Raw genomic sequence first — 12,661 nt, forward strand, 5'->3', positions numbered from 1 at the left:
ATAATAGGATCGCGCTTGCCTTTGTGCAATCGTCGCGGCAGTTTTCACGGCACGGCTCAACAACTTGGGGTACGACAAGATGCTGAATGAATTCAGGGAATTTATCGCCCGCGGCAATGTCATCGACCTCGCGGTCGGTGTCATCATCGGCGGCGCCTTCGCAACGATCACCAAGTCGCTGACCGAGGATATCATCATGCCCGTCGTCGGCGCGCTCTTCGGCGGGGTCGATTTCTCGAACATGTTCATCCGCCTCGGTCCAGTGCCGGCGGGCGTGTCGGCGACCGACTATGCCGCGCTCAAAGAGGCCGGGGTCGCGATGTTCGGCTATGGCGCCTTCATCACCGCGACGATCAACTTCCTGATCCTCGCGTGGATCATCTTCCTGCTGGTGAGGGCGGTGAACAAGGTCGTCCGCAAGGCGCCCGACGCGCCGGCGGGGCCGACAGAGGTCGAACTGCTGGCCGAAATCCGCGACGAGCTGAGAAAGAAGTAGTTCGCGATCCGCGACGAAACGCCCGCCCGCTCTTTCCAAGCGCGGGCGGGCTTCCTATATGGGTTGTTGCCGGCTTCGGCCGGCTATGAGGATAAATGGTGTCGTGGAATAGACACAGCGGACCCGGGGGCAGTACCCGGCGGCTCCACCACAAACCCGCGTTTCATCGATGGGCGCGCGGGTTTCTGACGGGGCCGAACCAGGATCGACGTGTGTTCAAAGACGATGTTTTCTTCCGGGCTGAGTAACCCGTTCAAGGCTCAAAACTATAAGTGCTAACGATAACGAAGCACTCGCTCTTGCTGCCTAACCGATAAGCCTCACGGCCTAAGGTTAGACAAATAGAACGCGGTTCGGACCGAACCGGGCAACAGAATCGGATACCAGCGGCTGGGGACGAGCCGGGCAACAGAATCGTCCCACCTATTCCTCCCCAATCAACCGCAGCATCAACCTGATGCCTTCGCACGCGGATCGCCGCCGCACGGCATCACGGCCGGCAGCGCCGAGATGGAGTTCGAGCGTTTCCATTCGTGCGCCGCGCAAGGCCGCCAAATATACCAAGCCCTCCTCGTCTTCCGCCCCGGCGGGTCCGGCAAAGCCGGTGATTGCGAGCGCCAAATCCGCACCGGAGGCTGCGAGCGCGCCCGTCACCATCGCCCTCGCGACCGCTGCAGAGACCGCGCCATTCTCCTCGATCAGCGCGGGCGCAATACCCAGCATCTCTATCTTCGCTTCGTCGCTGTAGGTGACGAAGCCACGCTCGAATACATGTCCAAGTCCCTCGACATCGGTGAGTAGCGAGGCAATCATTCCGCCCGAGCAACTTTCGGCGGTCCCTATTCGCAGATCGCGTGCAGACGCGGCGCGAAGCAGCTGCGCCACCAGATCATCCAGATCCAAGTCCCTGACCATCTCCCCCTAACGTTTCGGCCCCGATCTTGTTTCCTCGGTAGACGAGGGAAAGGGAAGTAACTGATATCGCTTCCCTTTCCATGGTCAGTCTGCTGCTATCAGCTGCCCTGTGGGGCGAACGACGTGCTGTCGACGCGCAGATTGTTCTGCACATGCTTCACGCCCGTCACATCGTCGGCGAGATCCTCGGCGCGGCGTTTGGCGCGCTTGCCGTCGACGCTGCCATCGAGCGTGACTTCGCCGCTCGACACGGTGACGCCGATGCGCGAGGCGTCGAGCCAATAATCCTCGGTCAGCCTGTCGTTCACATCCTCGCGGATGCGGTCGTCCGAACGGACATAATCGGCAGGGCCGCGCCCGCGATGGTCGCGCTCGCGGCGGCGCTGCGCTTCCTCGTCGCCAAACCACGACAGCAGCTCGTCACCCGCGCGCTCGAAGAAGCCGCGCTCGTGACGCCCGCGCGGCGAATAGCCGCCGCGGTCATAGGTCGATCGGCCGAAATCGGCGGCACCATAGGGGATATAGGTCGGCCAGCCATAAGGGTCAGCATATCCCATATAGGCCCAAGCCGACTGGCGATTCTCGCGGTCGCGCCAATCGCGATCGCGCGAACCGCCATAGCGGTCCTTGTCGTCTCGGTCGCCATATCGCTGATCGTCGTCCCAATAGCGCCGCGCACCATAAGCGCGATTCCAGTCGTTTCCGGCATAATCGCGCGGGCGATCGGCGCTGTAATGGCTGCGTTCGGTGCGCTCGCGCCCGCTGCGGCCATGGTCGCCATAACGCCGCGTCTCGCGCGGACCGAATCCGGCTTCGGGATAGCCGCCATAGGCGTATCCGCCGTCGTCGGCGCGGTTCGATTCCCACTCGTAAAGCGGTCCCGATTGCATATCGCGATCGCCGGTTTCGTCGCGGCTGCCGCGATCTCTGTTCGTCTGCCTCTCCACTTTCCGTCTCCTCTTTTCGCTGGGGGAGCGGTTGGCAGGCGCCAAGGGGGCCGACGCCCCCAACCTGTCCGATTGACGCTTGTACGGCGCCCGGGTTCCTGCCTGTTCGACAAAGCGAGTGGAAATAGCCGCGCGACCTTGATCCATGTTGGCCGCCGCTGTTCCGCGGGGCGGTAGGCTCTAGTGCTGGCTTTCGCAGCGGCTGTGGTCGCCAAGTGCCTCGATGACCCGGCAATCGGCGGCGATGCCGCCGCGGCAGCGCCCGACGATGCGCGCAAGTTCGTCGCGAAGCAGAACCAACTGTGCGATCTTCGCCTCGACCTGCCCCAGATGCGCGGTCGCGATCCGGTCGGCCTCGCCGCAGTCGCGCGCCGGATCGTCCGACAAGTCGAGAAGCGACCGGATTTCCTCGATCGTGAAGCCCAGCTCGCGTGAATGGCGCACAAAGCTCAGCCGCGACCGGTGCGCCGGGCCATAGCTGCGATAATTGGCCGCGGTGCGGGCGGGCGCGGGGAGCAGGCCGATGCGCTCATAATAGCGGATGGTTTCGATATTTGCGCCGGTGGCACGCGACAATTCGCCGATCTTCATCGCTTGACCCTGTAGTTGCTACAGGGTGCATATAGGACGCCGACTCGAAGATAACAGGAGATTTCGGCGATGGCCGATCGATGCTGTGCCGGCAAAAGCGGCAAGACCGCGCTGAACAACCCCAAATGGCGTCGCGTCCTGTGGTTCGCGCTGCTGGTCAATGCCGCCATGTTCTGCGTCGAGATCGTCGCGGGCGTCGCGGCGGATTCGCGTGCGCTTCAGGCCGACGCGCTCGATTTCCTCGGCGACAGCGCCAATTATGCGATCAGCCTGGGCGTGGCGGGTATGGCGCTTGCCTTGCTGAAGGCGGCAACGATGCTCGCCTTCGGGCTTTGGGTTTTCGGATCGGCGGTCTGGGGCTTCCTTGCCGGCTCGGCGCCACATGCCGAGACGATGGGACTGATCGGCGCATTGGCGCTCGCCGCCAACGTCGCGGTCGCCCTGATGCTCTATCGCTATCGGACGGGCGATGCCAATATGCGCTCTGTATGGATCTGTTCGCGAAACGATGCGATCGGTAACCTTGCCGTGATGGGCGCGGCGCTCGGCGTATTCGGCACCGGGCGCAATTGGCCCGACCTCGCCGTCGCGGTGATCATGGCCGGGCTCGCGATCTGGGGCAGCCTTGAGGTGTTCCGGCAGGCGCGGGGCGAACTTGCGGCCGGCACCTGAACCTCCGGCCGGTCGTCCTCCGCACGGATCATCCTGTATCCGGCACAAGCCCGCGCTGCCCGCTTGTAATTATTGCCTCCCCGGACATGTTGCATCGCAACAAGATTATGTGAATTCAGGGAGTCTCCCATCCCATGACCAAGATCGACCTGGCGCTCCAGGGCGCACCCGTCCGGACGCCGATTGCGAAAGCGGCGCGCCGCGATGCCAAGATATGGCTCTGCCTCGGCCTGATGGGGTTGGACGCGGTAGCGCTGATGGCGGGTTTTGCGGTGACGCTGATCATCGAAGCGCCGCGGAGCATTTCGGAGAGTTTGCTGACGGCGCTGCTCGGCGCGCTGCTCGTTCACGCGGCGATCGCCTTTCAGAATCAGGCCTATAACCCGCGCTGCCTGACCAAGCCGCTCAAGAGCTGCCGTCAGACGATGCTCTCGTTCGCGACGACCTTGCTCGTCTTCCTCCTCGCCGCCTTCTCGCTGCGCGTGACCGGCGACGTCCCGCGCTTCGCGCTCGGCATGGGCATGGTGACCGCGCTGATACTGCTTGTCGCGCAGCGGTTGCTCGTCTGCCATGTCGTGCGCCGCGTTTTCGGCGAGATGACGGCCGAACTGGTGATCGTCGACGGCGCGAACCTGCCGCCATCCTATCTGAAGCGCGATATCATCGACGCGCGCGCGTCGGGGCTTCGCACCGATCTCGACGACCCGTACATGCTCGACCGGCTCGGTACGGTGTTGCAGGATTACGACCGGGTGACGATCGTTTGCGCGCCCGAGCGGAAGGTCGAATGGGCCCGCGCGCTGAAGGGCGTGAACATCCTTGGCGAGATCGTGATGCCCGAGATCGCCGAACTGGGGCCACTCACCACGCGGCAATCGGGCGGGGTGACGACGCTGGTGGTATCGTGGGGCCCGCTCAACCGCGCCAACCGGGTCAAGAAACGCGCGCTCGATCTCGCGGTGACGATCCCGGCGCTCTTCGTGCTGGCGCCCTTTCTGATGCTGGTCGCGATCGCGATCAAACTCGATTCGCCGGGACCGGTGTTTTTCCGGCAGGAGCGGATGGGGCGCGGCAATCGCATTTTCCGGATCCTCAAATTCCGCAGCATGCGCGTCGAGGCGACCGATGCGAACGGCGCGCGCTCGGCGAGCCGCGACGACGACCGGATCACGCGCGTCGGCAAATTCATCCGGGCGACGAGCATCGACGAACTTCCGCAGCTGATCAACGTGCTCTCGGGCGAGATGAGCCTCGTCGGGCCGCGCCCACACGCGCTGGGCTCGACAGCGGGGAACGAGCTGTTCTGGCGCGTCGACCGGCAATATTGGCATCGCCACGCGCTCAAGCCGGGCATCACCGGGCTCGCCCAGATCCGCGGTTTTCGCGGTGCGACCAACACAAAACGCGATATCGTCAACCGGCTGGGCGCCGACCTTGAATATCAGCATGGCTGGTCGCTGCTGCGCGACGTTTCGATTCTGGTGCGCACGGCGCAGGTGCTGATCCACCGCAACGCCTATTGAGGCGCTGAACCCTCAGCCGTCGACGATCTGCGGCGCGGTGCCGGCAAGCGCGGTTTCGAAAGCCTCGGCGCGGCCGGTCGCGCGCATCAGTCCTGCATAATCCCCGGTCCATTGATCGGCGAAGCCCGCGACCTTGCCATAGCTGTTGTCGAGCAGCACATGCGGGATGTCGAGCAACAGCGAGAGGATATGCGCGTGGAGCCGGTCGGTGACGACCAGCTCGCCGGTGGAGAGCATCGCGAGCCCGCGCCCGAGCCGCCATTCGGCCAGGCGCTGTTGCCGCGCGGCGCGCTGCGCCACCGGATCGCGGTTGAAGAGCCGGCCGAGCCCCAGCGACAGGCGCAGGCGGCGCTTTTGCGCGGCATCTTCTTCAAGCCAGTCGTCGGCGACTACCCCGGCGGGGAGCGCATCGGCGCTGCCGGGTGCTCGCTCATGATCGGTGCGGAGCAGCGCGAAGACCGGCACGATGGCGGGACTCCGCTGCTGGCGGCCCAGCATCAGCGCGGCATCGGGGCAGAGCCGGATCGCGCAATCGAAATGCCGCTCGGCAAAGGCGAGCGAGCGGGCGTCGCGGACCAGCAGCGTGAACTGGCCGTGATCGCGGATCGCTTCGGCCATCTCGGCCGCGGCGGCGGGGTCGGCATAGTGGATCGACTGCGGCATCTGCACGATCGGACGGCCGCGGTGCGTGCGAAGAAGGTGCAGACGAAACGCTTCATGCTTCGGCCACAACGTCCCCATATTGCCGCCGCCGTGGATCAGGATCGGACCGTCGCCGATCGCTTCCCGGCAGGCTTCGTCGTCGAAATCGGCGATCGCCGAATAATAGGCGGGCAGGCGGTTCCGCTTGCGCAGATAGGCCATCTCGCCAAGCCAGATCGCCGAATCGCCGACGTTGGAATGATCGGGAAAGTCGACGAGGGCCAGCCGATCCGCCGGCAGCACGGCATCGAGCACGCGGGCAAAATGGTCGGCGAGTTCGCCGACAAGCAGGTCGGCGCTTTTCATGGTCATATCGGGCTCTTTCTGAGCTGTCTGGAGAGGGAGAGGAGGCGGCCGCGCCATGTTCCGGAGATGGCGAGCAACGCGATACCGTAAAAGAGCGCCCCGACAGCCGTGAGCAGCAGCAAGGCCTGCCATCCCGCGAGATGGTCGCCCAGCAGCCGCAGAGCGACCGCGAGCGCGACGCCCATCAGCGAGGAGGCGACGAGCGGCGGGCCAACCGCGCGCAGGCTGTCGATCGGCCGGATGCCCGAGGCGCGGCGGAGCAGCCAGATCTGCATCGGCAGGGTGAGATAGGCACGCCCGACATAGGAAACGGCCACCGCGAAGAGGCCGAAGGGCAGCGCCGCGAGCGTCAGCGCGACGCCGAGCACGAGCTGCGTCGTCGAAAGCGAGATCAGGCTGCGCGATGCGCCGAGCACGCTCAGCGAGGGCGAAGCGAAGAAGTTGAGCGTGAAGGGCACCGCCATGAAGGCGAAAATCTGGGCGAGCTGACCCGCCTCGGCCCATTTGGCGCCGAACACGGTCGGGATCGCGATCGGGGCGAGCGCGCCGAAACCGACCAGCGCCGGAAAGGACAGCGCCGAAGCGCGCGAAATCATCCAGCGATAGGCACGGCGCAGTTCGGCAGGATCGTCCTTGACGCGGGCGAGCGTCTGGACCGCGACCTGCGTGAAAGGCTGGATCGCGCCGCGGCCGATTAGCTCGACGGTCCGCCAGGCGGTGCGATAAATGCCGACGGCGGCGAGCCCGATCCCGGCGCCGATCGCCATTTCCTGCACGCGGACGGTGGCGAGAAAGGCGAGCTGGACATAGATCAGGCTGGCGTTGAGCATCAGATTGCCGCGCAATATGACCCAGTCGAACTGCCAGCCGGGTTTCCAGTCATAGGAAGCGCGCGACAGGATGAGCCCGACGATCTCGGTGACGAGACGCTGGATCACGAGGCTCCACAGGCCGAGCCCGGCGAAAGCGGCGACCACGGCGGCGGTCCCGCCGATCAGTCCGCCGACGACCGAGCGCAGTGCGGTGGTGCGGTGCCCGAACTCGCGCAGGCGCAGCGCCATATGCGTCGCGCCGAACGAGGATATCGGCAGCGTCAGGCTCATCACCGCGAGCGGCAGCGCGATATCCGGCGCACCCATCCAATTGGCGATGGGCTGGGCCAGCGCCATGATCAGCAGGGCGGAGAGGAAGGAAAAGGCCTGCTGCGAGCGATAGATGGTGTCGAGGAAGGCCGGCGTGATGTCCTTCTTGCGCGCGATCGTCTGGACGAGGCCGGCGGTCGCGATGATGCGGAACGCCTCCGCCGTCACCGCCATCACTGCGAAGGCGCCGATGTCCGCTTGGGTCAGCAGGCGCGCGAGGATGACGAAAACGACGAAGGAGAAGATCTGGTCGGAGAGGAAACGCGTCACCGTCCAGCCGATCGAACTGCGGCTGCGTGCGCGTAACCCCGCGTCGAAGCGGGTGGGGAGGTCAGCGCTCAAGCAGGCGCCTCGCTTTCAGCATCCGCATGCGTGCGCGCTCGATATGGCGCCAGAGTCTTTGTCTTGCCGAATGGTAGAGCGGGTCGTTCTTCGGAACGAAGCGCGAATTGCCGATGTCCGAGACGATCGCCGCCTCGAGGATCGGCGCCGGATAGAGCGCGAGATTAGGCAGGCCGTGCGCCCACGACCGGTCCATCTCGTCATCGATCGGGCGGCGGACGGTGCGGCAATGCTCGACAAGCCGCCGCGCGCCCGGGAGCGTGATCGCATAGCCCTGGGTGCCGTAAGCGAGTCCGACCAGCTCGACCACCGCGCGCGAATGCTGGAGGAAGTCGCGCTTGACCACGCGCTGCCACGTCGGCCGCTTGGCATAGAGCCGCAGATAATCGATGCCCTCGGCATGGAGATCGGTGCGCGCGAGCGGCTCGAGATAGGCCCAGTCGACGACCGTATCGTCCTCGAGGATGATCGACTGGCGCACGCCGCGGTCGACCATGTCCTGCCAGATCGAGAAATGGCTCGCATAGCAGCCGATCTCGCCCTTGCTCATCGCGCGGCCCTTGTTGCGGCGGATCGCGGCGTCGTCGACCGTCATCCCCGCCGCAGGGCCGGTGCACGCGTCGAAGAAACGCCAAGCGAGCGACGTGTCCGCGGCGCGCGCGGCGAAGGCGGCCCGCCGAGCCTCGGCGGATTCGAGCGACACCACCAATATTTCGGCAGCCTCGCCCGATTCGGGCAGGAATTCACCCACGGATATACGTCTCCTATTCACCGCCGCTGCGGGGTCTGCGCGGTGCAGAACGGGCGACCAGCCCGACGCGATCCTTGGTAGCGGGCAATTATTTGAGAGCGAAGGCACCCCGGCTCCGGTCGTCCGGTCAACGGGGCGGCTCGTCTTCGCAGGTGCAGCATAAGGTTGACCCGGACCGGGCGAGAGGCCGATTGGATCGATGCGGGGGCACTTAAACAGGCGAATCCATGTTTGAAGTCGCAGTCGTCATACCTGTCTGGAATGGGGAAGCGGTGCTCGGCCGCTGTCTCGAAGCGCTCGCGCACCAAACCTTGCCGCGCGAGGCTTATCAGATCATCGTCGTCGACAATGGGTCGAACGATGCCACGCGCGAAATCGCGCGGAGCTACGCCGGCGTCGAGCTGCTCGAAGAGGCGCGGCCCGGCTCCTATGTCGCGCGTAACCGCGGGATCGAACGCGTGCGGGCGCCGGTTACCGCCTTTACCGATGCCGATTGCGAGCCCGCGCCCGACTGGCTGGAACAGGTGGTGCGCGCTGCCGCCGCTAACCCGGGTTTCGGCGTGCTCGCGGGCAAGATCGAGCTGTTCGACGAAATCGCGCCCGAGCGCGAGGTGTTCGGCGATTATGAGCGGCTTTTCAGCTTTCCGCAGGCGCACGCGTCGCGCGGCAATTGCGCGACCGCCAATTGGGCGAGCGAGACGGCGCTGCTGAAGGAGCTTGGCGGGTTCGATGCGGCTTTGAAATCGGGCGGCGACCGCCAGATGGCGCTGCGCATCCGGGGCGCCGGCCGGCCGCTCATTTATGTGCCGGCGATGACCGTCCGCCATCCGGTGCGCGCGAGCCGCGCCGAGCTGGTGCGCAAGCGCCAGCGACTGAGCGGCGGACGCTGGGACCGCACCGTGGGTCGCCCGCGCCTCGTCCATGTGCTCGGCATCACCGCTGTCGATACGGTGCGGCGATTGCGCCGGGCGGCGATCACACGCGAGCTGTCGTTGCGGCGACGGCTGGCGGTGATGCTGCTGACGTTGCAGCTCGCCGGGGTGGCGGTGGGCGAGTTCCTCAATCTGGCGGGGGGACGAAAGGCAGCACGCGACTGATGACAAATTCCCGACCCGCTCCGCGCTTTTCCGTGGTGATGCCGCTCTATAACAAGGCCGCGCATGTCCGCGCGGCGATCGAGAGCGCGCTCGCGCAGAGCTATCCGGCGCACGAGATACTCGTGATCGATAATGGCTCGACCGACGGCGGCCGCGAACTGGCGGCCGCGGTCGGCGACGATCGAATCACGCTGCTCGACCTCGCGACACCGGGACCGGGCGGCTATGCGGGGCGCAATGTCGGCATTCGCGCCGCGAACGGCGACTGGATCGCCTTCCTCGATGCCGACGACCTGTGGCAGCCCGATCATCTTGCGGTGCTCGCCGAAGGCATCGCCGCCGACGCCGATGTGCGCGCGGCGGCCACGCGGTTCGACCATGTGTTCGAAGATCGCGTGCAGCCGCAGCGGATCGCGCCTAAGTTGGATCGCGCGCGGAGCCTGGACTTCGCGGACTTCCTTGAAGCATGGCTCGCGGTGCGCGAATGCCCGATGTGGACCGGCGCGATCGCGATCCGCCGCGACACGTTGTTCGAGGCGGGGCTGTTTCCCGAAGGGCGCGCGGTGCGCGGGGGCGACAAGGATTTGTGGCTGCGCGTGCTCGCCAAGGGCGCGCTGCGCTATGATCCGCGGATCACCGCGCGCTTTCACCGCGACAGCGACAACAAGGTCAGCAAGTCGACCACGACGCTCGACCTGCCCTGTCTGGTCGAGACGGCGCGGGCGATGCTTGCCGACGCGACGCCGCGCGAAGCCGCCTTGCTGCGGCGGCTCGTCAATCAGGAAATCGCGCATTATGCGCGCTATGCGATGAAATATCCGGGCCGGACGGCGATCCGGGTCGGCGATGTCTATCTGCCCGAGGGGACGGGCACCGCGGCGCTCCTGCTCGCCGCGAAGCTTATCCCAGCGTCGCTCCGGCAGTCGGGCCATGCCCTGCGCAACCGGCTGCGCGCCCGCGCGTGAAACCGGTCCGCGCCTTCGGTTCCCTGCTGGCGGGCGGGGGGATCGTCGCTGCGTGGCTTTCGCTCGCCGGCGGATGGGTGCCGGCGCTCGACCTGCTCGCCTCCTTCCTCCCCTTCTTCGGCGTGGCGGTCTTGCTGGGGCTGTTGTTCGCCCGGTGGCGACCGGGCCTTACGATCGCGGCGGCCCTGCTGGCGCTGGTCCCGTTCGCGATCGGCGTTGCGCCCGAATGGCTGCGTTCGATTCCCGCCGCGCCTTCGGACGCGCCGCGGGTTCTTGTGCTGACGCACAATGTCTGGGCGGGCAACTCCGACCCCGCCGACACCGCGCAGACGATCATCGATGCGAAGCCCGACGTGGTGATGCTGCAAGAGGTGAACGGCAGCTTCCGGCCGATGCTTGCGGCGCTGAGCCAGCATTTCGCCCATGCGACCCGGTGCCCGCGCGGCTGCGACCTCGCCATATTCTCGCGCTGGCCGATCGCCGATGGCGATTATTTTCTGAAGGACGCGACCGGCCGCAAATTCGGCCCCGCGTTGCTCTGGGCGCGGATCGTGCCACCCGCGGGAGAAGCGTTCATGGTCGCGACGCTCCACTATCCCCGGCCGACGTCAAGCGACCAGGCGGTGCGCAGGCGCGACGTGGCGCATGCGTTGGCGCGGATCGATCGCGATGCCTTGATCGTTGCAGGCGACATGAACCTGACCCCTTGGGCCGCGGCGATGCGCGAGCAGGACCGCGCGCTTGCTCCGCTCACCCGCATGACGCGTGCGCCCAGCTGGCCGCGTGCGCTTCCCGTGCTGCCGATCGATCATCTTTATGCCGGGCCCGATTGGGGGCTGGTGTCCACGCGGCAATTGCCCGCGACGGGGTCGGACCATCGGCCGATTCTCGTGACGTTGGCGCGCCGATGAAACGCGTCTTTTCCCTCGCGCTGCTCGGCAGCTGCGGCCTCGCCGTGCCCGCGCTGGCGCAGCAATCGGACGCGACCGACGGGCTCGGTTCGGTGTCGAGCGAAAACAGCTTCGGACGCGACCGCAACATCAGCGTGCTCGAACGCCGTCGGCCCGATTATACGGCGGAGCCGATCCGTGTCGGCTCGCTCGAACTGATGCCGCGCATCGCGGTCGGCGCCGGCTACGACGACAATCTCTATGCGCAGCCCGATGACGAGATCGGCGACGCCTATCTACGCATCCGCCCGCGCATCTCGCTGGTGCGGCCGTCGCCCGACCTCAAGCTGTCGCTCGAAGGCGAAGTCGATCTGCTCCGCTACGCCGACCGGTCCAGCGAAAATGCCACCCAATATGCGGTGAACGCGGGCGCGGCCTGGACGATCAGCAAGTCGGACACGCTCGACATCACGCTGCGCAATGGGCGTTACAGCCAGGAACGCGTCTCGCCCGACAGCCCGACGCAGGCGTCGCGGCCGATCCGCTTCACTCTGAACGGGGGCACCGCGACCTATACGCACGTCTTCAACCGGCTGCGCGTGCGTGGCGTGATCGATGTCGAGAACCGCAATTACAGCGACAGCGTGACGCCGGGCGGCGATCCGATCGATCAGGATTTCCGCGATCACACCAGCTATACCGGCACCGCGATCGGCGAATATGCGTTGAGCCCCAGCGTCGCGCTGTTCGTCGCGGGATCGCTCGGCAAGCGCGACTATCGCGAACGCAGCGGCCCGGTTCCGGCGCGCGATTCGACCGGCTTCGACCTTGCCGCCGGGGCGAGCTTTGAACTGGGGCGCAAGGCGCGCGGATCGCTTCGCCTCGGCTATCTCCATCAGGATTACAAGGCGGCCGAGTTCGAGGATGTCTCGGGCTTCCTCGTGCGCGGCGAACTCGCCTATTTCCTGACCCCGCTGGTGACGATCACCGGCACCGTCGACCGCGGCATCAAGGAAACCGGCGTCAACGGCGCTACGGGCTATCTCGCTACCAACATGACGCTGCGCGCCGATTACGAGCTGCTGCGCAACCTGATCATCAGCGCGGGCGGCGAGCTGGAAAAGCGCGATTTCAACAATATCGACCGGCAGGACGAGCGCTGGACCTGGCGCGCCAACGCCTCCTATCTGGTGAGCAAGCGGCTGGCGCTGCGGTTCGACGTGCAGCGGCGTACCCAGTCGAGCTGGGGCTTCAACGCCGGCCGCGAATTCACCGATAACCGCGTCTCGGTCGGGGTGACCTTCTCGGGTTTGTAGGCCCGA

The 12,661-nt window shown here is 66.1% G+C and carries 13 protein-coding genes and 1 other RNA gene; 8 read left to right on the forward strand and 6 right to left on the reverse strand.

Annotation, left to right across the window (positions count from 1 at the left end):
- The first annotated feature begins 79 nt into the window (after positions 1 to 79).
- Together mscL and ssrA are read left to right on the forward strand one after the other, a co-directional pair.
- Positions 80 to 496, forward strand: a complete 417-nt coding sequence (gene mscL / locus OVY29_RS00740; protein WP_037555346.1) for a large conductance mechanosensitive channel protein MscL — start codon at positions 80 to 82, stop codon at positions 494 to 496.
- A 28-nt stretch (positions 497 to 524) separates the two neighbouring features.
- Positions 525 to 881: a transfer-messenger RNA gene (gene ssrA, locus OVY29_RS00745) on the forward strand.
- 38 nt (positions 882 to 919) lie between these two features.
- On the opposite strand, the gene OVY29_RS00750 is transcribed toward ssrA, so the two are convergent.
- From OVY29_RS00750 to OVY29_RS00760, 3 genes are all read right to left on the reverse strand, one after another.
- A complete protein-coding gene (locus OVY29_RS00750) occupies positions 920 to 1,381 on the reverse strand; it encodes a CinA family protein (RefSeq protein ID WP_313910645.1) in 462 nt (153 codons plus the stop codon).
- 128 nt (positions 1,382 to 1,509) lie between these two features.
- Positions 1,510 to 2,358 carry a BON domain-containing protein gene (locus OVY29_RS00755; protein ID WP_052182219.1) on the reverse strand — a complete coding sequence of 283 codons (849 nt, stop codon included), beginning with the start codon at positions 2,356 to 2,358 and terminating at the stop codon, positions 1,510 to 1,512.
- A gap of 180 nt (positions 2,359 to 2,538) precedes the next feature.
- A complete protein-coding gene (locus OVY29_RS00760) occupies positions 2,539 to 2,949 on the reverse strand; it encodes a MerR family transcriptional regulator (protein WP_037555292.1) in 411 nt (136 codons plus the stop codon).
- Positions 2,950 to 3,018: 69 nt separating this feature from the next.
- Here OVY29_RS00760 and OVY29_RS00765 point away from each other — a divergent pair, with 69 nt between their 5' ends.
- A complete protein-coding gene (locus OVY29_RS00765; protein WP_313910646.1) occupies positions 3,019 to 3,621 on the forward strand; it encodes a cation transporter in 603 nt (200 codons plus the stop codon).
- A gap of 134 nt (positions 3,622 to 3,755) precedes the next feature.
- Entirely contained in the window at positions 3,756 to 5,144 is a 1,389-nt protein-coding gene (locus OVY29_RS00770; RefSeq protein WP_037555294.1) for an exopolysaccharide biosynthesis polyprenyl glycosylphosphotransferase, read from the forward strand.
- A 12-nt stretch (positions 5,145 to 5,156) separates the two neighbouring features.
- Here OVY29_RS00770 and OVY29_RS00775 read toward each other — a convergent pair whose 3' ends face one another.
- The 3 genes from OVY29_RS00775 to OVY29_RS00785 are packed head-to-tail and all read right to left on the reverse strand — an operon-like array spanning position 5,157 to position 8,387.
- Complete coding sequence (locus tag OVY29_RS00775) at positions 5,157 to 6,158, reverse strand: polysaccharide pyruvyl transferase family protein (RefSeq protein WP_161786541.1); 1,002 nt, start codon at positions 6,156 to 6,158, stop codon at positions 5,157 to 5,159.
- Positions 6,155 to 7,636 (reverse strand): lipopolysaccharide biosynthesis protein, encoded by a 1,482-nt coding sequence (locus OVY29_RS00780; protein WP_037555296.1) that lies wholly within the window; start codon positions 7,634 to 7,636, stop codon positions 6,155 to 6,157. The genes OVY29_RS00775 and OVY29_RS00780 overlap by 4 nt, the downstream gene beginning before the upstream one ends.
- Positions 7,626 to 8,387, reverse strand: a complete 762-nt coding sequence (locus tag OVY29_RS00785) for a glycosyltransferase family 25 protein (RefSeq protein ID WP_235211506.1) — start codon at positions 8,385 to 8,387, stop codon at positions 7,626 to 7,628. The genes OVY29_RS00780 and OVY29_RS00785 overlap by 11 nt, the downstream gene beginning before the upstream one ends.
- Before the next feature lie 227 nt (positions 8,388 to 8,614).
- Here OVY29_RS00785 and OVY29_RS00790 point away from each other — a divergent pair, with 227 nt between their 5' ends.
- From OVY29_RS00790 to OVY29_RS00805, 4 genes are read left to right on the forward strand one after another with little or no spacing between them, the layout of a single operon-like run.
- Positions 8,615 to 9,484 (forward strand): glycosyltransferase, encoded by an 870-nt coding sequence (locus OVY29_RS00790; protein WP_037555298.1) that lies wholly within the window; start codon positions 8,615 to 8,617, stop codon positions 9,482 to 9,484.
- A complete protein-coding gene (locus tag OVY29_RS00795; RefSeq protein ID WP_037555299.1) occupies positions 9,484 to 10,449 on the forward strand; it encodes a glycosyltransferase family 2 protein in 966 nt (321 codons plus the stop codon). Before OVY29_RS00790 ends, OVY29_RS00795 begins: the two co-directional genes overlap by 1 nt.
- Positions 10,446 to 11,360 (forward strand): endonuclease/exonuclease/phosphatase family protein, encoded by a 915-nt coding sequence (locus OVY29_RS00800; RefSeq protein WP_052182221.1) that lies wholly within the window; start codon positions 10,446 to 10,448, stop codon positions 11,358 to 11,360. The genes OVY29_RS00795 and OVY29_RS00800 overlap by 4 nt, the downstream gene beginning before the upstream one ends.
- On the forward strand, positions 11,357 to 12,655 hold the full coding sequence (locus tag OVY29_RS00805; RefSeq protein WP_037555301.1) for an outer membrane beta-barrel protein: 1,299 nt from the start codon (positions 11,357 to 11,359) through the stop codon (positions 12,653 to 12,655). Before OVY29_RS00800 ends, OVY29_RS00805 begins: the two co-directional genes overlap by 4 nt.
- Positions 12,656 to 12,661 lie beyond the last annotated feature (6 nt).

It is taken from the genome of Sphingopyxis sp. SE2 (assembly GCF_032227185.1).
GTDB lineage: Bacteria > Pseudomonadota > Alphaproteobacteria > Sphingomonadales > Sphingomonadaceae > Sphingopyxis.

Coding starts and splice junctions, on each gene's coding strand:
- mscL (WP_037555346.1), top strand. CDS start 80: ATGCTGAATGAATTCAGGGAATTTATCGCCCGCGGCAATGTCATCGAC.
- OVY29_RS00760 (WP_037555292.1), bottom strand. CDS start 2,949: ATGAAGATCGGCGAATTGTCGCGTGCCACCGGCGCAAATATCGAAACC.
- OVY29_RS00765 (WP_313910646.1), top strand. CDS start 3,019: ATGGCCGATCGATGCTGTGCCGGCAAAAGCGGCAAGACCGCGCTGAAC.
- OVY29_RS00770 (WP_037555294.1), top strand. CDS start 3,756: ATGACCAAGATCGACCTGGCGCTCCAGGGCGCACCCGTCCGGACGCCG.
- OVY29_RS00775 (WP_161786541.1), bottom strand. CDS start 6,158: ATGACCATGAAAAGCGCCGACCTGCTTGTCGGCGAACTCGCCGACCAT.
- OVY29_RS00790 (WP_037555298.1), top strand. CDS start 8,615: ATGTTTGAAGTCGCAGTCGTCATACCTGTCTGGAATGGGGAAGCGGTG.
- OVY29_RS00795 (WP_037555299.1), top strand. CDS start 9,484: ATGACAAATTCCCGACCCGCTCCGCGCTTTTCCGTGGTGATGCCGCTC.
- OVY29_RS00805 (WP_037555301.1), top strand. CDS start 11,357: ATGAAACGCGTCTTTTCCCTCGCGCTGCTCGGCAGCTGCGGCCTCGCC.